Origin of the sequence: Arsukibacterium tuosuense (genome assembly GCF_900215315.1) — a bacterium.
GTDB lineage: Bacteria > Pseudomonadota > Gammaproteobacteria > Enterobacterales > Alteromonadaceae > Alishewanella > Alishewanella tuosuense.
On sequence record NZ_OBEB01000006.1, the window covers coordinates 19,230 to 37,554 of the forward strand.

An 18,325-nucleotide genomic window follows, 5' to 3' on the forward strand; every position below is an offset into this window, starting at 1 on the left:
AACTCCAAAACTGATTGTGTGCTGTACCGGGGGTCAGGTTTTTAAAATGACGCGATCGCGGCCGGCCTTTTTAGCTTCATAGAGCGCTTCATCTGCCCGATCAAACACCTGACGGCTGGTATCTTCAGCGGTTAATTGGCTAGCCCCAAAGGAAATGGTGATAGGGACTTTCTGACTTTTAAAAGTAAAGACAATACTCTTAATTTTTTCTCTTAATTTGTTTAATGGTGCGCTAAGTTCTTCCAGTGCTGTTTCCGGAAACAGGATAACAAATTCTTCACCACCGTAACGGGCGATAAAGTCTGTTTCCCGCAAACCTTGCTGCAATGCTTTAGCAATAACTTTCAACGTTTTGTCACCGGCACTATGACCATAATTGTCATTGATGCTTTTAAAGTTATCAACATCGGCCAGTGCAATACATAACGGTTTTTTGTAGCGTTGCCAGCGTTTAATTTCCAGTGCCAGGCGCTCGTCAAACGCGGCCCGGTTAGGAATTTCTGTCAAGGAGTCCTGCAAGCTCCGGAAATTTTGCTCTGCCAGTTTGGTTCTGAAGGTCTGCGCTTCAGCTTCCAGTTCCTTTAAGCGCAGCTCCATACCACTGAGTGTTACCAACATCGCCTGACGTTCTTCAGTTTCCAATTGCTCTTTTGATTTCAGGGCATCGCTGATACTGCCAAGTCGCTGGGTGACTAACTCTTTTAACTGCTCCAGTGAGGTAGCACTTTTGGTGCTTTGTCCCAGTTGGGTAATTTGCTGTTCAATCTGCTGATTAAGGATATCCAGCTTTAAGTGAAGTTTATCAGCATTTTTTAGCGACAGGCTTACCGCTTGCTGCACTGATGACAATGCATCATTCAGTTTCAGCAAAAAGTGTTCTGCTGACAGACGTTCTTCATTAATACTGGCGACGATTATGGTGATAGTCTGCAGGCAAGCGTCCAGCAATGCTTCAATAGACAGGTTACCCAGCAAGCTCTGGCGGATTATTGCAATTTGTGGCGCGCTTTTCTCAGCAAAGGCCAGTTCGCTCAATAAGTTAGTAAGCTCTACGCTAATCTGGCGGCAAATATGGCCATATCTTTCTTCGTCGCTTCCCTGACTGTTTTCAATCTGCTGCTTCGATTGCAAAGCGTTTTGATAAAGGTTAGTCAGGTTGGTTAAATGAGGTAAAAATGCCTGTACCGTTGAGGGGGGCTCGGCAACATTGGTCAGTAATTGCCTCAGGTCCCGGCGTAACTGATCGGGTAACCCTTTTTGTTGCTGTAATAACTTACCTGCCTGATTAAGTTGCTGCTGTATTTCTTTAATATCACGTTGCTGTTTGGCGTCCAGCAGCTGCAGACTTTGATTAGTATCAGATATGAAAGGTATCAGCTTTTCGAGATCGGTACCCTTAGCTAACTCGTTGCGTAATTTGGCCAGCCGGTTATCCAGCTCCAGGTCGACACCTTTGCAGACCAGTGATAAACGTAGAACAAACTGGGCCAAAATCTTGAACTGACTTTCGTAGGCATCTTCTAACGTTTTGCGCGCTTTAATCGCATTGGCCAGTTGCTGCTTGAGATCATCTTGCAAAGGCTGCACCTTAAACATTTAAATGTTAAAAAAGCTGTTTAGATTTAAGTATATCCGTAAACAACGGAAATGCGATCACTGTTTTAAACATTTTAGTACAGGAACTTAAGACAGGTAAAAAAACAGCGAGCCGGAGCTCGCTGGAGGTAGGGGACTTTTTATTGTACCGGGTTAACTTATTTGTACAGGTAATAAGGCAGCCAGGACGTTTCTTCTTCAGTGGTAAGATAAAACATAATTGGCGATCCTTCTTCTGCTACCGCTGCGGGTTAGTCCGTCCAACCCACCGTGATATTAAAGCAGAATCCGCCTGCTATTGAAAGTGTGGTTGTAATAATCCGGGTTAACTTTCATATTTATTAGCTGTATTTGCTTTTTTACGGCAAAAAATCATCGATATGCCCTCATTTTATGAAAGTCATGATGAAAGGTTACAGCTTTATTGCCGGCTTAATCTTAGATTTGGTAGCTTATAGCTGGCACTGGCGCGCACCGGATTAATATCAAGGCCGCCCCTTCTGGTGTAGCGGGCATAAACCAGTAAATACTCTGGGTTGCAACGTTGCCATATATCAAGAAAAATACGCTCGATACATTGTTCATGAAATTCATTATGACTGCGAAAGCTGATCAAATAACGCAGTAAAGCCGCGTGATCAATAGCAGGCCCCCGATAATGAATGTAGACACTGGCCCAGTCTGGTTGCGAGGTGATCAGACAGTTTGATTTCAACAGGTGTGAGTGAACTTTCTCGTCGATTGCCTCAGCAGCGTCAGCCAGTTGCAACAGGCTGGGATCGTATTGGTAGCTATCGATACTGATATCCAGATCATCTATGCAGTGGCCCGGGATCCAGGTTGGTTGAAACGCCATAATTTCATTTACGTTATGCAAGGTCACCTGCACCGGACTGCCTGCACAGCCGGATAGATCCCGCTGCAGCGCCTGATACACCTGGCGTAAGTCAGCAAAACGGCTTTGATTAAAGCTGTTTAAATAGAGTTTGAACGACTTAGACTCAATCAGGTTGGCAGAGGTAACCGGTACCACAAAGGTGGCTAATGCAACCATGGGCTTACCTTTGGCATTAAGCCACGACAGCTCATAGCCGTGCCAGATATCTTCGCCGATAAAAGGCAGAGTAGCCGAATGCTCCAGGCCCAGGCTATCTCTGCCGAGGATGCGGGGTACTGGCTGCAACAGGCTGGGATCATACTGTTCGGCATAAGCTGTGGTTTTGCCGAGGCTTAACCCAGCCATAATTTCTGAGTGGCTTTTTGTCATCTGGCTACTATTCCGGTTAGAATGCGCCCGATCTTAGCATAACTTCATGTCAGAGTAGAGAGGGTGTCCGTGTTGTCATTAGCAGAAAGCTATCAGAATTTTATTACCCAGACCTTAAGCTGGCACCAGCAACATAACCTTACATTGCAGGCTTGGGCGGCAGAGCCTGCCAGGCCGGCACCCGGTCAGTTGGCAGTGTTGGACGATAATACGGTTAGCTGGCAACCGGTCAGACAGCAGCCTGCAGCTGATTTCAGCAATGTCGAACAGGCGCTGGAGCTGGAGTTGCATCCCGATATTAAACAGTTCTACAGTTTATTTTACGGCGCAGGATTAGGTGCCAGCCATAGCCGTGGGCAGTTGCAATTACTGATGATTTGGGATCAGGCAGATCTGGCGCGGTTGCAGGAAAATGTCATTGGCCATATTTTAATGAAACGACGATTGAAACAGCCAGAGACAGTATTTTTTGCACTGACTGATGATGACAGCATAGTACTCTCGGTGTTAAACCGCACCGGTGAAGTCTATCTGGAGTCCGTGGGTAAGGATGTTGGTGAAAAGCTGGCTGATTCATTAGCTGATTTTTTTAGTCAGATTACGCCAGCGGCTTATCAGGGAGTCTGACACTCCCAGGCGATATTGCTGAGTAAATGGCAGTTATCACATTTAAAATCAAATAATGCCAATAACGGTGTATCCAGACGCCAGCTGCCGCCGCAGCCGGGGCAGGGCTTCGATGCCTCGGCCGCACAGTTTTTGCTGCTGCCGCTGTACAAGGCATAATATACGGGCAGCTGATTCCGGCGGCTGATACGGCCGGCCAACTGCCGTCCTTGCTGGTTCAGCACACTCTGGTATTGTTGCAGGCTGTTTTCTGCAGACTTTTTTAATACGCGCTTTTGTTGTTGCTGCACTTCATCCAGTGCCTGAAACTGAATTTGCCAGCGGATCAGGCTTTCATGGTCGACGCCTGAAGCGGGTTGGAACTGGTATAGTGGCAACGGGGCCAAATCGGCCAGATTACGCAGTGGTGAGCAATTATCACTGAAAGTAGTGAACAACACTAAGGCTTCTGCCGCGCTGTTGCTGCTGTGCTGTGACATAATATCCATTCCCAGCACCTGCAGCTTTGGATATGCCAGACCGGCAGCCATTAACTGTTGTTCAGCCTGCAGTGCCCTGGTGCTTAAATGACTTCTGTGCAAGGCATTCTCTGTTGGAATAACCAGCCTGCTGCTAAACCTATCCTGCTGCCAGGCGGTGGGAAATTCCCGGCCAAGCACATTACCATTAAAAATAAGGGCTTCTGTATACAGACGAATTGTGGCTTCAGCACGGCTGAAACTGGTGTCAGCGACGACTTTATAGCTAAGTTCAGCCAGATACATTCTGTTGTTCCAGCAAGGCAAGAATTTTGTCCAGTTTGGTTTCGATTCGTTGCAGTTGACTTGCAACATCAACAGGCCTTGTGATGTCGGGCGCGATATCTGGTGCCTGCAGTTCAACATCTGCAGGTGTTTGTTGGCGCCATTGCTGGTAAGCCGAAAAAAGCGCCGGTGCGGTGAGCTGGCCACCAAGGCGGGCTTTAAATAATGCCAGGCTGGGGGTTTTACCTTCCTGACGTAACCGGGCTGCAGTCTGGTGTAACAGTTCGATTGTCGAGCTCATTAATTGTTGCTCAGTTTTGACTATTATTTGGTTAAATTTAGCATCAGGCTAAGTTGATAGATAGTGCTCTATTACTAATTAATTGATTTTTATATAAAATAAAGTTGGTATCGAATTTGCTAAATTTGATAATGTAGCAGGCAACTCAGCCTGAGCTATGCAAACAAAATTTGTACTAATAGAAAATAAAAATTAACGGAGTAATAAGATGATAATCAGAACCCTGAGCTTGCTGGCTTTAACCGGCTTACTAACTGGTTGTGTTGTGGCGATTGGCGATAAAGATTATGAAGGTTCAGATGGTACTGACAACGAGTGGCGAAAAACTCAGCGTGAAAATCTGAATCAGATTAATCAGTTGCAGCCCGGCGTGGCATTTAATGATGTGGTATCACTACTGGGGAATCCGGACTTTACTGAGTTTCTGGTAAAGGATGAACAGCAAGTTCAGGTGTTGTTTTACCGCACCCAGCACAAGCGCAGTGATGGCAAAACCACTAAAGATGAGTGCACACCGTTGGTGTTTATCAATAGTCAGCTGCATAGCTGGGGTGACAAAGCCTACCAGCAGTTATAACAAATTTTGCCCGGATAAACCGCCCGGCTGGCGCTGAACCTTACTAGCGCAGCTGGGTGCTTAACTCATCAATAATTTCTGCCCAGTCGGCATCTTCTTTAAGTGACTCCCGGATGAAACTGGCCTGAGCCTGACTCCAGAAAGGGGCATCAGCCAGAGCAACATGACCTGGTAATTTGTGTCGGCTGATAAAACGCTCAATAGCATCAGGTTCATTATCCAGGCCCAATTGCATAAATAAATTAGTCATATTGTGCTGCGAGGTATCCATCACTCTCTCCTTATCTTATCTGGCCAACCGGCAATGCTGTTGTTAACTATAAGCATAGACAGTGGTGGCTGAAAAACCTAACAGACAGTTAAGCGGGGCCTGAAAAGTCACTTGGCAACAACTGAGGCGGCTGCTATTGTGGTTGAAAAAACAACAATAAGAGAAAAGTGATGACCGCAATTCTGAATACCTTTAATCCGGATCAATTAAAAGCCGCTTTGCTAAATGGCGAAGAACTGAAGCTTGCAGCCTCACTTTTGTATCAGTCCTACCATGATGACCCACTTTTTTTAACCATTTTTCGTGGCGATTCGCCTGATTATGAACAACGTTTGCGCTCTGCTATCCGCGAAGAGCTTAATACATTCTGGCAGGCACAGCAGCCGCTGGTAGGATTGTTTCATGGTGAGCAGTTGCTGGGCGTAGCCTGTGTTGTTGGCCCGGATTCGGGTATCGGTAGTAACAGACTCTGGCACTGGCGATTAAAGATGTTGTTAACTGCGGGCTTTGTTTCTACCCGGCAAATGCTGGAAAAAGAGCAGCGTATCCACGCTGCCATGCCCTATGATCGTTACCACATGCTGGCTTTTATTGCGGTGTCGCCGAAATATCAGCATCTCGGCCTTGGCCACTACTTAATTCATGCTGTTGATAGCATTGTGGATGAAGATAGCAGCTCCAGTGGTATTGGGGTCTTTGTTACGCTTGCTAAGTATCAGCCATTTTTTGCGGACGATCAGTACCAGAAAGTGACAGAGCTGGCGTTTGGTACCGTCAGTGGCAGTCTGATGTTCAGGCCCCGGCAAAGTCAGGCTGTGCCAGCATAGCGAAAGAAGGCAGCTAATATGGCGCGTTTCAACAGTTTTCAGGAGTTTTACCCATACTACCTCAGCGAGCATCGCCATCCGGTATGCCGGACATTGCATTACATCGGCAGTAGTCTGGTTATTGCCGTACTGCTGTTTTCGCTGCTTACTCAACAATGGCGGTGGTTGTGGCTGCTACCCTTTATTGGCTACGGCTTTGCCTGGCTGGGCCATTTTCTGTTTGAACATAATAAACCTGCTACCTTCAAATATCCGTTTTACAGCCTGGTGGCTGACTGGGTTATGTTGAAAGACTTTTTAACCGGTCAGCTTAAACGTAAAATACCACCGGCTTAGATCCGGTGGGTGGGTAAGTTGAACGCAGCCAGACGCATGCCATTTAACAACAGCTCTGCTGGATAACGGCTCTCACCATCAGCACTGAAATCGACCTGATACTGGGTTATAAAGCGCAGCCGACCATTAATTTTGCGAAAACTGTGACCATTACGGCCACAATCCAGCAGTTGCAGCTGTTGTTGCTGACAAAGCTGTTTCGCCAACAGCCGTGCACGCTCGTCCTGCTTACGCTGCATCCAGAACAAATAACAAATCGTGCTGATCAACAGCAATAGTAAAACGGGACCCATAACACACTCCTGAGGCTATTGGCTGATAATGCTGACTAAATCGCTTTTTTACAAGGGCTGGCTGGCGTTAAAGCTTGTGGTAAACTGCGCACCTTACAATGAGGTCGTTATGTCAGATACAGTTAACTCTCTGCTTATTCAGCTAGAGGCCGAATTAAAACTGCAACAGTTGTGGAGTAAAGAATCTCCCGGCACTTGTGCCCTGGCCAGTAAATTGCCTTTTTGCTGTGATACCTTGCGTCTTGAGCAATGGTTACAATTTGTATTTTTGCCAAGGCTGTGGCAATTGCTGGATACAAGGCAGCCGCTGCCCGCTAAAGTCAGTGTGCTGCCCTATGCGGAAGAAGCGTTTAAAGGGCGGGGAGCCAGCTTGCAGCCGCTATTGCAATTGATTAAACGCCTTGATATCACCCTGACGGGTGCGCCATGAGTTCAGCCCCGCCTTTTGAGCTTAATGCACCACTTAACATTCTGTATCAGGATCAGTACATTGTTGCCGTAGACAAACCCAGTGGTATGCTGGTGCACCGCTCATTTCTGGATAAACACGAAACCGTATTTGTCATGCAAACATTGCGCGATATGCTGGGGCAGCATGTATTCCCGGTGCACCGGCTGGACAGGCCTACCTCGGGTATATTGTTGTTTGCGCTGTCCTCTGAGGTGGCAAGGTTGCTTGGCGAGCAACAGCAGCAACAACTGTGGCGCAAGTATTACCTGGCAGTAGTCCGCGGATTTTTGCCGGCAGGCGGCCAGTTAGATTATCCGTTGAAGGAAGAGCTGGACAAAATCGCTGATAAGTTCAGCCGCACCGATAAAGCACCACAACAAGCAATAACGCGCTATCAGCCGTTGCAACAGATTGAGCTGGCTATTCCGGTCAGTAAATATCCGGCGGCCCGCTATTCACTGGTGGCATTGCAGCCACTGACCGGCCGTAAACATCAGCTTAGACGGCATCTGGCCCATTTACGCTATCCCATTGTTGGCGATACCAGCCATGGTGACGGTAAGCATAATGCGTTATTTAAACAGCATTTTAATTGCCGGCGTTTGCTACTGTTAGCAAAGCAGTTGCAGCTGCCGCATCCGGTATCTGGCGAAACTTTACTATTTTCTGCCGGTCTGAACGAACTTGAACCGCTGTTTGACCACTTTGGTTGGCCGGTGAATGAAGGTTATTATCAGCAGCAATTTGCTGCGCACTTTCTGGAGGAAAAATGGCAAAAATCGCCCTGATTGTGGGTTCTGTTTACGGTGGTGCTCAATATGTTGCCGAGCAGGCTCAGGCGCTGTTAACTGGTATGGGCCATGAGCTGATGTTATACGAAGAGCCGGTGTTAGATGACGTACTGACATTTGGTCCACAGCTGTGGCTGGTTATCACTTCCACTACTGGCCAGGGCGATATTCCTGACAATTTATTGCCATTCTATCTGGACGTTAAAAATCGCTTTCCGCTGTTAACCGGCAAACAGTTTGCGGTGATTGCGTTGGGGGATAGCAGTTACGAAACCTTTTGTGGTGCGGGAGAGCAGCTGCGTGAGCTTCTGTTAGAAATTCAGGGCACAGAACTGGCGCCAATGCTACGGATTGACGCCTGTGAAACACTGGAGCCGGAAAATGTAGCCCTGCCCTGGTTGGAACAGCAGCTTAGAGAAATCTGAGTAAAGCAATACTCACGCCGCCTGTCAGACAAATGAGTACTGTGGCAATAATCAGGCTTCTGGCCAGCGGCTTACTGCCTAAAAACACCACCATTCCGCACTTCACCAGCGTATTGGATAATGCTGCTACGGTCACGGCACCTGCAGCGAGGGTAAGACTCGCAGTGGCGGAGCGGGCATAATCTGCCATTGACAGGGTAATAGCATCGACATCGGTCAGGCCAGCAACCGCTGCTAATAAATATAAGGTTTCACTGGGTGTGTACAGTTGGACAAATTTTACCAGAAGCAGGATGACGGCAAAGAAAAGGCCAAACTTGATTGCTGCAATCAGGCTGAAAGGGTTTTTGACAGTCACTTCACTTTGTTCCGGACGGGCCATTTGCTGTTTACTGCCCCGCCAGTAGTAAATGCCTGCCAACGCAGCCGTAGTAGTGGCCATTGCCCCAAAAGGGATAAGCAGTAAGGGTAACAACGGCTTGAATACGATGGCAATTGTGACCAGCACTCTGATAAACATCACCAGCCAGGCCAGCAAAATTCCGGTTGCCTGAGTGTCAGCAGAGGTGCTGTTGCCCAGGGCCTTACTGTTGCGGGCAAAGCTCAGGGTGGTGGCGGTAGATGATGCCAGACCGCCGGTAATGCCGGTAACCACAGTGCCGTGTGCTTCGCCAAGCCAGCGGACTGCGACATAGCCCAGCAGTGACATCGCTGAAATTAATACCACCAATAACCACAGACGATACAGATTTAAAGCCTGCCAGGGATCAACGGGTTCATTGGGCAGTAACGGCAGGACAATAAAACTGGCGATCAATAACTTCATAATCGCATATAAGTCATCATTGCCAACTTTATCTACCAGGCCGTGCAGTGGCTGCTTAAACGTCAGAATAGCTGAGGTTAAAATGCCCAGCATCACCGCCAGTTCGGTATAACCATACATAACAGCGCCGCCCAGTAAGCATACGGTAATGGCGCTAATCTCACTGGTTAAACCGCTGAATTCGTTGCGGCGCCGGTTTTCCATAATAAATGCTACACTGGCGACGATACCAACAATAAGGACGACCATAATAAACAGCCAGGCAGATTGCAGATGTAACGATAACCAGGCAGATACTGCACCAGCCTGTGCCACCAGAATAAAGGTACGTAAGCCACCAAAACTGCCAGGCTGCTCATTGCGCCGGTGCTTTTCCCGCTCCATTCCCACCAGCGCCCCAAGCAATAGCGCAATCAGAAACTTTTGAACCAGCTCAAAGTCAAATGCATTCATGTCAGAGGGTACTCTTAGCAGTATTTATCCAGTTTACGGTACTGCGCCTGGCCAGGGCGTTGCTGCTCCGGATCATTTTGCAGGGCCAGCTTATCAACCCACATCGCGGTAGCGCCACAAACAGCAATGGGCATAACGAATAAGTTAAACAGTGGTATCATACACGCAATATTTACCATAATGCCAAAGCTATAACTGCTGGCAGGCTGGCGTCGTAATTGCGCCCGCATCGTTTCAAAGTCAATTTTGTGGTTATCAAAGGGGTAGTCAAGATACTGAATGGCCAGTAACCAGCTGGTAAACAGAAACCATAAAATCGGGCCTATTACCGGTATAAACAACAGTAATACAAATAATATGATGGCCCGCGGCAACGAGTATTTCAATTTCTGCCATTCACGGCCAAGCATCCGGGGCATGTCTTTAATAAAACTGCTGATGCTAACGTTGGGTAATGGCTTGCCGGTTAGGTAAGCTTCGACTTTTTCACTGAGCAGACCGTTAAAGGGAGCGGCAATAAAATTGGCAAGCATGGTAAAACTGTAAGCCAGGCCGATGACCAGCGATAACACACCAAGTGGAATAAGCAGGTACTCCAGCCAGTGCAGCCAGGCGGGCAGATACTGTTGTGCTGCCTCTATCATGGCTCTGACTTGTTGCAGCAATACATAAAAAGCCAGAGAGAACAGCAGCAAGTTAATTAGCAATGGAATAAGGGCAAAGCGCTTTAACCCTTTGCTCGCCATTAACGTTACTCCCTGAAAGAAATAATGCATTTATCCTCCATCTGATATAAAAAATCTGTTTCAGGCAGTATAAGGGCTTGTCAGCGAATTAGCGCAGAATGATCGGTTTATTTCGTAACAGAATATAATGGCTGACCCGACAACATTAATGCAGAGAAAGACTGCTGGCCTAACCGCTGGTTTTTTATGCTAGAATGCGCGCTGTTTTTGGTCGCATCGCGGCACAACAGGTTGGCTGATATTTGGTTGTTGGCTGATATTTGGGTGATAGTTTGAGTAATAGTTGGCTGATAAACTAAGGGTGAAAAATGGCAATGTTAGGCTCGGCACTGGTATTTGGGTTAACCACACTTTTTTTACTGACAGGACTAACCTGTCTGATTTCGGCATTGCTGGTGCCGGCTGACAATGGGGCCGAAAAACGTTTTGAAAAACGGCTGGAGTACAGCATTTTTGCTGTCGCCGGGATGGTTGGCTTTACTGTGCTAATGATTTTTGGTTAAACATCAGTTTAGCTAAACATCAGTATTGAATTGTTGCGATAACAAAGGCAGCTTGCGCTGCCTTTGTTTATGTTTCTGACTTTATTCCGTAATGTGCGGCGCTATTCTACGCTGCGTAGCAGGGCATTAATACCCACTTTAGCACGGGTTTGTGTATCTACTTTTTTAACGATAATAGCGGCATATAAGTTGTGGCTGCCGTCTTTAGACGGCAAGGTGCCTGGTACTACCACCGCGCCGGCCGGGACCCGGCCATAGCTTATTTCACCTGTTTCCCGGTCGTAAATCCGGGTGCTCTGGCTGATATACACGCCCATCGACAGCACAGCACCTTCTTCGACAATAACGCCTTCTACCACCTCTGAGCGGGCGCCGATAAAGCAGTTATCTTCAATAATGGTCGGGTTTGCCTGCAAGGGTTCCAATACGCCGCCGATGCCGACACCGCCTGATAAATGGACATTTTTACCAATCTGGGCGCAACTGCCTACTGTAGCCCAGGTATCCACCATAGTACCTTCACCAACATAGGCACCAATATTGACATAACTTGGCATTAAGACGACGTTTCTGCCAATAAAACTGCCCTGACGGGCGGCAGCGGGGGGCACCACCCGCACGCCATCAGCACGGAATTGGGCATCCGTGTAATTAGCATATTTCATTGGTACTTTATCAAAAAAACGATTTTCAGCGCCGTCCATTACCGCGTTGTCGTTGATCCGGAATGACAGTAACACGGCTTTTTTCAACCATTGGTGCACTACCCATTCGCCAGCAATTTTTTCGGCAACCCGCGCCTGGCCGCTGTCAAGCAGCGCTATTACCTGTTGTACCGCTTGTTTGACGTCAGCTGCAACAGTGCTTGGGGTAATATCGGCACGAAGCTCGAACGCATTTTCGATAATGCTTTTTAATTCAGACATGGTGTTAGTTTAGCCTTCTGTTTCCTGTGAGAGTTGTGAAATCAGGACCCGTCTAAGCTGGCTTTGCTCGTCGCTGCTTAACGCCTGGTCCTGTGCATTAGATAACATAAAAAAGTCTTCAGCCCGCTCGCCGATAGTGGTGATTTTTGCCGCATGAATATTGACGCCACAACGCTGAAATACCTGGCCAATGTCAGCCAGTAACCCCGGGGTATCCAGCGCAGCAATTTCAACCATGGTCCGCTGTTTAATGTTGCCGGGTAAAAATACCACCTTGGGCGGCACATTAAACTGGCGCATCTGGCGCGACAGCCGCGGTTTTTGCCGCGATAAGTCTGGCTTGCCAGCAATGTAAAGCTCCAGAGCCCGTTTAATGCTGCTTAAGCGTGATGGTGAGCTGACGGGCTCACCATTTTGTTCCAGAATGACAAAAGTATCCATGGCGAAGCCATCTTTATTGGTCATGATCTGGGCGTCGAAAATATTGACCTTTTTACTGTCGAGCGCCGCAACGAGGCGGGCGAATAAGCCAGCTTGATCCGGGGTATAAATAAAAACCTGAGTCCCGCCACGAATTGGTGTTTTACTGATCAGCACCAAGGGTTCGTTGCGGTTCTTGTGGCGTAAAATATGCTCACAATGCCAGGCAATTTGTTTTGGGCTGTAGCGGGCAAAATAGTCGGCTTTAATCCGGCTCCACAGCTGCTGAATTTCAGATTCAGTAAAGGTTTGTTTCAACAGCAGCGGCATCGCTTCGCTTTGGTTTTCGCGAATTAAGTCGCGCAAATCCATTGGTTTTTCCAGACCACGGCGAAACGCCTTTTGGGTGGCCAGAAATAATTCACGCAGTAGTGACCCTTTCCAGTCATTCCACAGGTTATCATTCGTGGCGCGGATATCGGCCAGGGTTAAGCAATACAGGTAATTAAGCCGGGTTTCATCACGGACTTTCTCGGCAAACTCGGTAACAACAGCCGGGTCGTGGATGTCACGACGCTGAGCCGTAACGGACATCAGTAAATGGCTTTCCACCAGCCAGGCCACCAGTTTACTGTCGAACTCACTTAACTTGTGCAATTTAGCAAATTCGCGCACATCCATGGCACCCAGTTCGGAGTGATCGCCACCGCGACCTTTGGCAATATCATGAAAAATACCGGCCAGGTATAACAACTCTGGCTTCTCCATCCGTTTAACGATATCGGTGCAAAGTGGGAACTCACTCTCGTGCTCCGGCTGGGTGTATTTGTACAGGTTTTTCAGCAAGCGGTGGGTATGTTCATCTACCGTGTAAGCATGAAATAAGTCAAATTGCATCTGGCCGACAATATTGCGCCACTGTGGCAGATAGGCGGCAAGTACGCCGTAACGATGCATCAGGGTAATGGCTTTGTCCATGCCGCGCGGGTGGCGCAGCAGCGCCAGAAATAACTGGCGGCACGCTTCATAATCCTGTAAGTCACCCATTAAACGGCGGCGCACCTGGCGCAGTAAACGTAAAGTAGTGGAGTGAATGCCGGTAATGTTTGAATTGTTAGCAATGTGCCAGAACAAACGCAGCAAGTTGTCACGTCGGGCAAAAATGGCATTATCGCGCGCTTTAATTAAATGACCGCTTAGTTCAAAGTAGTCGTCCAGCTGTTGTATTTTAACCTTACTACCCTGATTCAGAATGCTGCCTTCAAAATGCTGCAGCAACATTTCGTTCAATTCACTTACCCGCTGCACGGTGCGGAAAAAACGCTTCATCATCCGTTCAACCGACGCCTTGCCATCAGCGCCAAAACCCAGACGTGCGGCGGCGGCGGGTTGGTAGTCAAATAATATCCGGTTTTCGTTGCGGCCTGCTTCAATATGCAAGGCAAAACGCATTTGCCACAAGTAAGCCTCGCACTCCATCAGTTCCTGATATTCATCTTCGGTCAGGTACTGGTAAGCCACCAGTTCGCGCATAGTGCGGGTATTAAAGTGCTTCTTGGCAACCCAGCCGATGGTTTGAATATCACGCAGGCCACCCGGGTTGGCTTTAAGGTTAGGCTCCAAATTGTAGGCGGTGCCATGATATTGAGCGTGGCGCTGTTGTTGTTCGTGTCGTTTGGCTTGAAAAAACTGCTGGCTACTCCAGAAGTTGTCACCGCTGATTTGCTGCTGCAGCTGTTCAAATAGCGGCTTATTACCGGTTAGCAGACGCATTTCCAGTAAATTGGTGGCAATAGTAATGTCGTCTTTACCCAGCTTAATGGTTTCTTTTAAGGTGCGGACGCTATGGCCGACTTCCAGACGTAAATCCCACAAACTGGTAATAAAGCTGGCAATAGCTTGCTGCTGCCCGCTGCTTAAGCGCTGGTCAGATAATATTAGTAAGTCTATGTCTGAGTAGGGGTGTAGTTCACCCCGACCGTAGCCACCTACGGCAATTAAACTGAGATTGTGCTCTTTAGCCAGCTCAAAATGATGCCAGAGTTCGCTAAGCACGGTGTCAATGAAGCGGGCGCGGGCTTTAACCAGGCCATTGATAGGTTGATGCTCAAAACTTCGTACCAGCCAGTCATGAAATTCGCTGAAATGTTTTTTATAGCTTTCCAGCGAAAAACTGCTGGGCAGTGACCGGTTAAATTGCAATGCTTGCGTCATGCGACTCCTTGCTGAGCGATAGGTATGCGGTTACTCTGCTATTAAATGTCGTTCCAGTGTTTCATCACTGCGCAACGTCAGGATTTCACAGCCGTCATCGGTTACCAGCAGGGTATGCTCAAACTGGGCCGATAAACTGCGGTCTTTAGTCACCACTGTCCAGCCATCTTTTAACATTTTACTGTGACGGCCACCGGCGTTAATCATTGGCTCAATCGTTAAACACATGCCGGTCTTTAACACTTCGCCGGTGCCAGGCTTACCGTAATGCAGCACTTGCGGGTCCTCATGAAACACCGCACCAATGCCGTGGCCGCAGTATTCGCGTACGACTGAGTAGCTATGTTTTTCAGCATGTTGCTGAATGGCGTGGCCAATGTCGCCCAGCCGTACACCGTTTTTAACCAGCTTTAACGCCAGGTACAGACACTCCTGAGTCACCCTGATCAGGCGGTCAGCCATGATGCTGGGCTTACCCACTACAAACATCTTTGAAGTGTCGCCGTGGTAACCATCTTTGATCACGGTAATATCAATATTAACAATATCGCCGTCTTTTAATGCTTTATCGTTCGGAATGCCATGGCATATAACCTGATTTACCGAGGTGCAAATTGACTTGGGGAAACCATGATAATTCAGTGGTGCCGGGACGGCCTGTTGCTCGTTTACAATGTAGTCGTGGCACAGGGTATTCAGCGTATCAGTGGTGACACCGGCTCTGACATGTGGCCCAATCATTTCCAGCACTTCTGCGGCCAGGCGGCCGGCAATGCGCATTTTTTCAATTTCGGCGGCGGTTTTAATAGTTGCTGTCATCAACACTCTCTCGGTTACTGCAGTTACGGACATTATGACTGCTGGAAAAATACACATTTCGTTGTGTTTGGCAGCTTACTATGGTATAAAGCGCGCCGCAAATTAGCAAATTGCATTGTACTTTTCTTTTCCGGGCACCGAAGCTTATTTTTGATAACTTCTGGTTCTTAGTTATAAAAAAGCCGATGCGCCGGTTTGCGATAACCTAACTTAAATTTTAAATAACACACATGCATCGACACATGTACCGGGGTGCCAGCGCGTAAGCAAAGGTCGGGATATGGGATGCATGGAGGCCTAACCCCTAAACAGGAAATTATAATCATGGCAAAAGTTTCTATGCGCGACATGCTCCAGGCGGGCGTGCACTTCGGTCACCAAACCCGTTACTGGAACCCAAAGATGAAGCCGTTCATTTTTGGTGCCCGTAATAAAGTTCATATCATTAACCTTGAGCAAACCGTACCGATGATGAATGACGCTTTAGCGTTTATTCAACAGGTATCTGCCAAGAAAGGTAAAATTTTATTCGTTGGTACCAAGCGTGCCGCGTCTGAAGCCATCAAAGAAGCGGCAGCTAAAGTTGACCAATTCTATGTTAACCACCGCTGGTTAGGTGGCATGCTGACTAACTGGAAAACCGTTCGTCAGTCAATCAAGCGTTTAAAAGACCTGGAAGCGCAAAGCCAGGATGGTACTTTCGACAAGCTGACCAAGAAAGAAGCTTTAGACCGTACCCGTGAAATGGACAAGCTGGAAAAAAGCTTAGGCGGTATCAAGGACATGGGCGGCTTACCAGACGTACTGTTCGTGATCGACGCTGACCATGAACACATCGCGATCAAAGAAGCCAACAACCTGGGTATCCCGGTAGTATCAGTTGTTGATACTAACTCTGATCCTAAAGGTGTTGACTATGTGATCCCAGGTAACGACGACGCTATCCGCGCCATCCAGTTATATCTGGCAGCGGTAGGTCAGGCTATCCAGGAAGGTCGTGACAAAAACATCGAAGTTCAGGCGGAAGCTGAAAGCTTCGTTGAAGCAGAATAATTTTTCTGTCATTTAAGCCTGTCAGGCTTAATTCAGAAGACCTTTGCAACAGGGGCAACTTTGCCCCTGTTTGTCCAACCGGAATTAACACGAGGAAGCTCCCATGGCTGTAACTGCGGCTCTAGTAAAAGAACTTCGCGAGCGCACTGGCGCTGGCATGATGGATTGTAAAAAAGCATTGGAAGAAACTGGCGGCGATATCGAAGCGGCCATTGATGCGATGCGTAAAAGTGGTTTAGCGAAAGCGGCCAAAAAAGCCGGCCGTATTGCTGCTGAAGGTGTCATCATTACCCGCGTTGCCAATGGTTACGGTTTAGCAGTTGAATTTAACTGTGAAACTGATTTCGTTGCCCGCGATGCCAACTTCCTGGCTTTTGCTAACAGCGTTGCTGATTTAGCCCACGCAAACAAGTTATTTACTGCTGAAGCCATCTTAGCTGCTGATTTAAACGGTACTTCGGTTGAAGATACCCGCGCTACGCTGGTTGCTAAAATTGGTGAAAACATTAATGTCCGCCGTGCAGCTGTAGTTGAAGGCGACGTTATTGGTCAGTATGTTCACTCTGGTCGTATCGGTGTATTAGCGGTGCTGGAAGGTGGTAACGAAGACGTGGCAAAAGATGTTGCTATGCACGTTGCTGCAAACAACCCAAGCTATGTAAACCCGGAAGACGTATCTGCTGAAGTGGTAGAACGTGAACGCCAAATCCAGATCGATATCGCGATTAACAGCGGCAAGCCGAAAGAAATCGCTGAGAAAATGGTAGCCGGCCGGATGAGCAAGTTCACTGGCGAAGTCAGCTTAACTGGCCAGCCTTTTGTTAAAGATCCGTCAATGAATACTGGCGAATTCTTAAAGCAAAATAGTGCCAAAGCAATCTCTTTTATCCGCTTAGAAGTGGGTGAAGGTATTGAAAAGAAAGAAGAAGATTTCGCTGCTGAAGTAGCTGCGCAGATCGCTGCGGCGAAAAAGTAATTTGCGCTTTAGCAAATTGCCAAAACCCGCTAGAATAACCGCGACCTAAGGTCGCGGTTTTTTTATGTCTTTTATCCAGCACGTTTTTCAGCACTAGGGGCACCCATGAGTATCAATCCAAAACCAACCTACCGACGCATCCTGTTAAAATTAAGCGGTGAGGCCCTGATGGGCGACGAAGGCTTTGGTATCGACCCGAAAGTACTGGATCGGATGGCACAGGAAATAAAAGAACTGGTTGAGCTGGGGGTGCAGGTTGGCATCGTGATTGGCGGTGGCAATATTTTCCGCGGTGAGGGTCTGGCAAAAGCCGGTATGAACCGGGTAGTCGGGGACCATATGGGTATGCTGGCGACGGTAATGAATGGCCTGGCGATGCGGGATGCGCTGCACCGTGCTTATGTCAACGCCAGAATGATGAGTGCTATTCCGCTAAATGGCGTCTGTGATAACTACAGCTGGGCAGAAGCAATCAGCTATTTAAAATCGGGCCGGGTGGTTATTTTTTCTGCCGGAACCGGTAATCCGTTTTTTACCACCGACTCCGCAGCGTGTTTGCGAGGTATTGAAATTGAAGCTGACGCCGTATTAAAAGCCACCAAAGTAGAAGGTGTTTATTCAGCCGACCCGGTAAAAGACCCTGCTGCCACGCTTTATAGCCAGTTGACCTATAACGAGGTACTGGATAAAGAATTAAAAGTAATGGATTTAGCGGCTTTTACCCTGGCCCGCGATCATAATTTACAAATTCGGGTATTTAATATGAATAAGCCAGGTGCGTTAAAACGGGTGATAATGGGCGAGCAGGAAGGCACCGTTATCGACCACGCAGAAAATTTACAGTAAACTGGCGGCTATTCTGGCCGTTGCGACATGATATAAAA

The 18,325-nt window shown here is 47.9% G+C and carries 22 protein-coding genes; 11 read left to right on the top strand and 11 right to left on the bottom strand.

Going from position 1 to position 18,325, the window contains the following annotated elements; genetic code table 11:
• Positions 1 to 33: 33 nt before the first annotated feature.
• Together CRO03_RS12635 and queF are read right to left on the bottom strand one after the other, a co-directional pair.
• Positions 34 to 1,587 carry a GGDEF domain-containing protein gene (locus CRO03_RS12635; RefSeq protein WP_245861655.1) on the bottom strand — a complete coding sequence of 518 codons (1,554 nt, stop codon included), beginning with the start codon at positions 1,585 to 1,587 and terminating at the stop codon, positions 34 to 36.
• 430 nt (positions 1,588 to 2,017) lie between these two features.
• The gene (queF, locus tag CRO03_RS12640; protein ID WP_097112007.1) at positions 2,018 to 2,863 is read right to left on the bottom strand and encodes an NADPH-dependent 7-cyano-7-deazaguanine reductase QueF; all 846 of its coding nucleotides are present in this window, start codon (positions 2,861 to 2,863) and stop codon (positions 2,018 to 2,020) included.
• Between the two features lie 69 nt (positions 2,864 to 2,932).
• On the opposite strand from queF, the gene syd reads away from it, so the two are divergent.
• Complete coding sequence (gene syd / locus CRO03_RS12645) at positions 2,933 to 3,490, top strand: SecY-interacting protein (RefSeq protein ID WP_212682419.1); 558 nt, start codon at positions 2,933 to 2,935, stop codon at positions 3,488 to 3,490.
• Here the strand turns inward: syd and CRO03_RS12650 are convergent.
• Positions 3,478 to 4,254: a DUF2310 family Zn-ribbon-containing protein gene (locus CRO03_RS12650; protein WP_097112008.1), complete on the bottom strand. Its 777-nt coding sequence runs from the start codon at positions 4,252 to 4,254 to the stop codon at positions 3,478 to 3,480. The two genes, syd and CRO03_RS12650, sit on opposite strands and share 13 nt — an antisense overlap.
• Positions 4,241 to 4,534: a hypothetical protein gene (locus CRO03_RS12655; protein WP_097112009.1), complete on the bottom strand. Its 294-nt coding sequence runs from the start codon at positions 4,532 to 4,534 to the stop codon at positions 4,241 to 4,243. The genes CRO03_RS12650 and CRO03_RS12655 overlap by 14 nt, the downstream gene beginning before the upstream one ends.
• A gap of 208 nt (positions 4,535 to 4,742) precedes the next feature.
• On the opposite strand from CRO03_RS12655, the gene CRO03_RS12660 reads away from it, so the two are divergent.
• Positions 4,743 to 5,111: a DUF3192 domain-containing protein gene (locus tag CRO03_RS12660; RefSeq protein WP_097112010.1), complete on the top strand. Its 369-nt coding sequence runs from the start codon at positions 4,743 to 4,745 to the stop codon at positions 5,109 to 5,111.
• A gap of 43 nt (positions 5,112 to 5,154) precedes the next feature.
• Here the strand turns inward: CRO03_RS12660 and CRO03_RS12665 are convergent, their stop codons facing one another.
• Positions 5,155 to 5,382, bottom strand: a complete 228-nt coding sequence (locus tag CRO03_RS12665) for a DUF2789 domain-containing protein (RefSeq protein WP_097112011.1) — start codon at positions 5,380 to 5,382, stop codon at positions 5,155 to 5,157.
• A gap of 170 nt (positions 5,383 to 5,552) precedes the next feature.
• Between CRO03_RS12665 and CRO03_RS12670 the strand changes: the two genes are divergently transcribed.
• Both CRO03_RS12670 and CRO03_RS12675 read left to right on the top strand, forming a co-directional pair.
• Positions 5,553 to 6,209, top strand: a complete 657-nt coding sequence (locus CRO03_RS12670; RefSeq protein WP_097112012.1) for a GNAT family N-acetyltransferase — start codon at positions 5,553 to 5,555, stop codon at positions 6,207 to 6,209.
• Between the two features lie 18 nt (positions 6,210 to 6,227).
• A complete protein-coding gene (locus tag CRO03_RS12675; RefSeq protein WP_097112013.1) occupies positions 6,228 to 6,545 on the top strand; it encodes an Mpo1-like protein in 318 nt (105 codons plus the stop codon).
• On the opposite strand, the gene CRO03_RS12680 is transcribed toward CRO03_RS12675, so the two are convergent.
• Positions 6,542 to 6,838 (bottom strand): DUF3301 domain-containing protein, encoded by a 297-nt coding sequence (locus CRO03_RS12680; RefSeq protein ID WP_097112014.1) that lies wholly within the window; start codon positions 6,836 to 6,838, stop codon positions 6,542 to 6,544. The genes CRO03_RS12675 and CRO03_RS12680 overlap by 4 nt on opposite strands.
• A 109-nt stretch (positions 6,839 to 6,947) precedes the next feature.
• On the opposite strand from CRO03_RS12680, the gene CRO03_RS12685 reads away from it, so the two are divergent.
• From CRO03_RS12685 to CRO03_RS12695, 3 genes are read left to right on the top strand one after another with little or no spacing between them, the layout of a single operon-like run.
• The gene (locus tag CRO03_RS12685; RefSeq protein WP_097112273.1) at positions 6,948 to 7,268 is read left to right on the top strand and encodes a YqcC family protein; all 321 of its coding nucleotides are present in this window, start codon (positions 6,948 to 6,950) and stop codon (positions 7,266 to 7,268) included.
• Complete coding sequence (gene truC / locus CRO03_RS12690; protein WP_097112015.1) at positions 7,265 to 8,077, top strand: tRNA pseudouridine(65) synthase TruC; 813 nt, start codon at positions 7,265 to 7,267, stop codon at positions 8,075 to 8,077. The genes CRO03_RS12685 and truC overlap by 4 nt, the downstream gene beginning before the upstream one ends.
• Complete coding sequence (locus CRO03_RS12695; RefSeq protein WP_097112016.1) at positions 8,059 to 8,505, top strand: flavodoxin; 447 nt, start codon at positions 8,059 to 8,061, stop codon at positions 8,503 to 8,505. The genes truC and CRO03_RS12695 overlap by 19 nt, the downstream gene beginning before the upstream one ends.
• Here CRO03_RS12695 and CRO03_RS12700 read toward each other — a convergent pair.
• Complete coding sequence (locus CRO03_RS12700; RefSeq protein WP_097112017.1) at positions 8,492 to 9,784, bottom strand: MgtC/SapB family protein; 1,293 nt, start codon at positions 9,782 to 9,784, stop codon at positions 8,492 to 8,494. The two genes, CRO03_RS12695 and CRO03_RS12700, sit on opposite strands and share 14 nt — an antisense overlap.
• Before the next feature lie 14 nt (positions 9,785 to 9,798).
• Positions 9,799 to 10,560, bottom strand: coding sequence for a sulfate transporter CysZ (cysZ, locus tag CRO03_RS12705; RefSeq protein ID WP_097112018.1), 762 nt, complete (start codon positions 10,558 to 10,560; stop codon positions 9,799 to 9,801).
• Between the two features lie 278 nt (positions 10,561 to 10,838).
• Between cysZ and CRO03_RS12710 the strand changes: the two genes are divergently transcribed.
• Positions 10,839 to 11,033: a hypothetical protein gene (locus CRO03_RS12710; RefSeq protein WP_097112019.1), complete on the top strand. Its 195-nt coding sequence runs from the start codon at positions 10,839 to 10,841 to the stop codon at positions 11,031 to 11,033.
• A gap of 101 nt (positions 11,034 to 11,134) precedes the next feature.
• Here CRO03_RS12710 and dapD read toward each other — a convergent pair whose 3' ends face one another.
• From dapD to map, 3 genes are read right to left on the bottom strand one after another with little or no spacing between them, the layout of a single operon-like run.
• Positions 11,135 to 11,959, bottom strand: a complete 825-nt coding sequence (gene dapD / locus CRO03_RS12715; protein ID WP_097112020.1) for a 2,3,4,5-tetrahydropyridine-2,6-dicarboxylate N-succinyltransferase — start codon at positions 11,957 to 11,959, stop codon at positions 11,135 to 11,137.
• 9 nt (positions 11,960 to 11,968) lie between these two features.
• Positions 11,969 to 14,593 carry a bifunctional uridylyltransferase/uridylyl-removing protein GlnD gene (gene glnD, locus CRO03_RS12720; protein ID WP_097112021.1) on the bottom strand — a complete coding sequence of 875 codons (2,625 nt, stop codon included), beginning with the start codon at positions 14,591 to 14,593 and terminating at the stop codon, positions 11,969 to 11,971.
• A 30-nt stretch (positions 14,594 to 14,623) separates the two neighbouring features.
• Positions 14,624 to 15,412, bottom strand: a complete 789-nt coding sequence (map, locus tag CRO03_RS12725) for a type I methionyl aminopeptidase (protein ID WP_097112274.1) — start codon at positions 15,410 to 15,412, stop codon at positions 14,624 to 14,626.
• A 324-nt stretch (positions 15,413 to 15,736) separates the two neighbouring features.
• Between map and rpsB the strand changes: the two genes are divergently transcribed.
• From rpsB to pyrH, 3 genes are all read left to right on the top strand, one after another.
• Complete coding sequence (gene rpsB, locus CRO03_RS12730) at positions 15,737 to 16,465, top strand: 30S ribosomal protein S2 (RefSeq protein WP_097112022.1); 729 nt, start codon at positions 15,737 to 15,739, stop codon at positions 16,463 to 16,465.
• Positions 16,466 to 16,568: 103 nt separating this feature from the next.
• Positions 16,569 to 17,441 (top strand): translation elongation factor Ts, encoded by an 873-nt coding sequence (gene tsf / locus CRO03_RS12735; protein WP_097112023.1) that lies wholly within the window; start codon positions 16,569 to 16,571, stop codon positions 17,439 to 17,441.
• 105 nt (positions 17,442 to 17,546) lie between these two features.
• Positions 17,547 to 18,287: a UMP kinase gene (pyrH, locus tag CRO03_RS12740; RefSeq protein ID WP_019674883.1), complete on the top strand. Its 741-nt coding sequence runs from the start codon at positions 17,547 to 17,549 to the stop codon at positions 18,285 to 18,287.
• Positions 18,288 to 18,325 lie beyond the last annotated feature (38 nt).

What these genes read in the sequence shown, in the direction of transcription:
- queF (WP_097112007.1), bottom strand. Translation starts at nt 2,863, where the DNA reads ATGACAAAAAGCCACTCAGAAATTATGGCTGGGTTAAGCCTCGGCAAA.
- CRO03_RS12660 (WP_097112010.1), top strand. Translation starts at nt 4,743, where the DNA reads ATGATAATCAGAACCCTGAGCTTGCTGGCTTTAACCGGCTTACTAACT.
- pyrH (WP_019674883.1), top strand. Translation starts at nt 17,547, where the DNA reads ATGAGTATCAATCCAAAACCAACCTACCGACGCATCCTGTTAAAATTA.
- map (WP_097112274.1), bottom strand. Translation starts at nt 15,412, where the DNA reads ATGACAGCAACTATTAAAACCGCCGCCGAAATTGAAAAAATGCGCATT.
- CRO03_RS12680 (WP_097112014.1), bottom strand. Translation starts at nt 6,838, where the DNA reads ATGGGTCCCGTTTTACTATTGCTGTTGATCAGCACGATTTGTTATTTG.
- CRO03_RS12655 (WP_097112009.1), bottom strand. Translation starts at nt 4,534, where the DNA reads ATGAGCTCGACAATCGAACTGTTACACCAGACTGCAGCCCGGTTACGT.
- truC (WP_097112015.1), top strand. Translation starts at nt 7,265, where the DNA reads ATGAGTTCAGCCCCGCCTTTTGAGCTTAATGCACCACTTAACATTCTG.
- cysZ (WP_097112018.1), bottom strand. Translation starts at nt 10,560, where the DNA reads ATGCATTATTTCTTTCAGGGAGTAACGTTAATGGCGAGCAAAGGGTTA.
- CRO03_RS12695 (WP_097112016.1), top strand. Translation starts at nt 8,059, where the DNA reads ATGGCAAAAATCGCCCTGATTGTGGGTTCTGTTTACGGTGGTGCTCAA.
- glnD (WP_097112021.1), bottom strand. Translation starts at nt 14,593, where the DNA reads ATGACGCAAGCATTGCAATTTAACCGGTCACTGCCCAGCAGTTTTTCG.
- CRO03_RS12700 (WP_097112017.1), bottom strand. Translation starts at nt 9,784, where the DNA reads ATGAATGCATTTGACTTTGAGCTGGTTCAAAAGTTTCTGATTGCGCTA.
- CRO03_RS12665 (WP_097112011.1), bottom strand. Translation starts at nt 5,382, where the DNA reads ATGGATACCTCGCAGCACAATATGACTAATTTATTTATGCAATTGGGC.
- CRO03_RS12685 (WP_097112273.1), top strand. Translation starts at nt 6,948, where the DNA reads ATGTCAGATACAGTTAACTCTCTGCTTATTCAGCTAGAGGCCGAATTA.
- CRO03_RS12670 (WP_097112012.1), top strand. Translation starts at nt 5,553, where the DNA reads ATGACCGCAATTCTGAATACCTTTAATCCGGATCAATTAAAAGCCGCT.
- tsf (WP_097112023.1), top strand. Translation starts at nt 16,569, where the DNA reads ATGGCTGTAACTGCGGCTCTAGTAAAAGAACTTCGCGAGCGCACTGGC.
- CRO03_RS12650 (WP_097112008.1), bottom strand. Translation starts at nt 4,254, where the DNA reads ATGTATCTGGCTGAACTTAGCTATAAAGTCGTCGCTGACACCAGTTTC.
- CRO03_RS12710 (WP_097112019.1), top strand. Translation starts at nt 10,839, where the DNA reads ATGGCAATGTTAGGCTCGGCACTGGTATTTGGGTTAACCACACTTTTT.
- rpsB (WP_097112022.1), top strand. Translation starts at nt 15,737, where the DNA reads ATGGCAAAAGTTTCTATGCGCGACATGCTCCAGGCGGGCGTGCACTTC.
- dapD (WP_097112020.1), bottom strand. Translation starts at nt 11,959, where the DNA reads ATGTCTGAATTAAAAAGCATTATCGAAAATGCGTTCGAGCTTCGTGCC.
- CRO03_RS12675 (WP_097112013.1), top strand. Translation starts at nt 6,228, where the DNA reads ATGGCGCGTTTCAACAGTTTTCAGGAGTTTTACCCATACTACCTCAGC.